Origin of the sequence: Sporolactobacillus terrae DSM 11697 (assembly GCF_000648615.1) — a bacterium.
Classification (GTDB): Bacteria; Bacillota; Bacilli; order Bacillales; family Sporolactobacillaceae; genus Sporolactobacillus; species Sporolactobacillus terrae.
Genome location: NZ_JFZC01000086.1, coordinates 1 through 1,194 on the forward strand (window position 1 = coordinate 1; position 1,194 = coordinate 1,194).

Sequence of the window (1,194 nt, forward strand, 5' to 3'; positions counted from 1 at the left end):
TGATCTTTGATGAGATAATAGGCACCGATTATCGCGGCCAGCGTTGTTACGGTACTTCTTATCTCATCAATTATTTTATCAACCACTTTCTCACCTCCGTCCATATTTCTATTATGACACATGTGTTATAATAATCAACGGTTTTCAAAACTTCTTTATAAAAAAATCTCATACTTAAGTATGAGAAAGAAGACTAATCGGGAAATGAAAATGCTCTTACTTCATTCGTATGATAATCAAAATAGGCGATTTCTTTATGTCCGTGTTTATCCGTTATTTGAACTCCGTGGGGCCATGCAGAAGGCATTTCGGGGTCTGTGTCTAGAGCTTTCATAACACAGCTGGACAGGTCATAATGCCGTTTTACATATTTACTCACCATTTTATCTATTTTAGCACTCGATGGCTGATACCTAATCGGTTCTTGCTGTTGACGGATTGACGTCCACTTGAAATAGTTTTTCGGTATCGGAAACCGCCTTTACCAAAAGATACTTGCTTTTTATGGTCATTGATTCCGTAATTTATTTTTACACCGGGTGGGCCAAATGAAAGGGACCAGCCGCGGCCGCTACTGTAATTCAGGTAAAGCAGGTTCTTGATAATTGGAATTCGCTTGTTGTAATGCAATCTAGCCATATGATCGCCTCTTTATATAGAAAGAACAATTTTCTTTATCTTACCATTTAAGACCGTTCAGCAAGCCAAACGTTTTGTTTTTCAAGCCGTTCGATCTCATTAGTGACCGCCCAATAAACATGTCGATCAGCGAAACTGTATCGGTGCTCTTCTTCGTATTTTCTAAGAGCGACAAGAGCACGATTATTTTCTTCGATCATTGCTTCAGATGCATTCCAATTTTTCATAAGATTTCCCTCCGTTAATAAATGAGGGCAAAATAAGGGCAAGTGCGTTTTATAGCTCGAAAATTATGTATTAAAGCGGCATTTTTTGAGATGAGTTACACGCCCACCGTCTCCATATTTACCATCCGATACTAGATGGTGGAGCACCCGAAAATCCCTTTGTAGAGGGATTTTTTAATACCTTGAATTGTCAAACTAAGTGCAACGCCTGATTATAAAAGACCTCAAAAGGAGTCTTCAGCCCAAACATTTGCGAGGTCGGTGATTTAATTCGTTCACAGCATGTGCGATGGACGCATCGCTGTCCTGGCGAAAGTCATGTCCTTTA

2 protein-coding genes and 1 pseudogene are annotated in these 1,194 nt (G+C 39.5%); all 3 read right to left on the reverse strand.

All coding sequences use genetic code 11. The annotated features are described in order from the left end of the window. Positions 1 to 387: 387 nt before the first annotated feature. Positions 388 to 639 (reverse strand): DUF4236 domain-containing protein, encoded by a 252-nt coding sequence (locus AA84_RS0114650; RefSeq protein WP_028977821.1) that lies wholly within the window; start codon positions 637 to 639, stop codon positions 388 to 390. Positions 640 to 686: 47 nt separating this feature from the next. Beyond that, positions 687 to 866 carry a hypothetical protein gene (locus tag AA84_RS0114655; RefSeq protein ID WP_028977822.1) on the reverse strand — a complete coding sequence of 60 codons (180 nt, stop codon included), beginning with the start codon at positions 864 to 866 and terminating at the stop codon, positions 687 to 689. A 190-nt stretch (positions 867 to 1,056) separates the two neighbouring features. Further along, positions 1,057 to 1,194 (reverse strand): annotated as a pseudogene (locus AA84_RS19675) (IS30 family transposase); the annotation flags it as partial.

What these genes read in the sequence shown, in the direction of transcription:
- AA84_RS0114650 (WP_028977821.1), bottom strand. Translation starts at nt 639, where the DNA reads ATGGCTAGATTGCATTACAACAAGCGAATTCCAATTATCAAGAACCTG.
- AA84_RS0114655 (WP_028977822.1), bottom strand. Translation starts at nt 866, where the DNA reads ATGAAAAATTGGAATGCATCTGAAGCAATGATCGAAGAAAATAATCGT.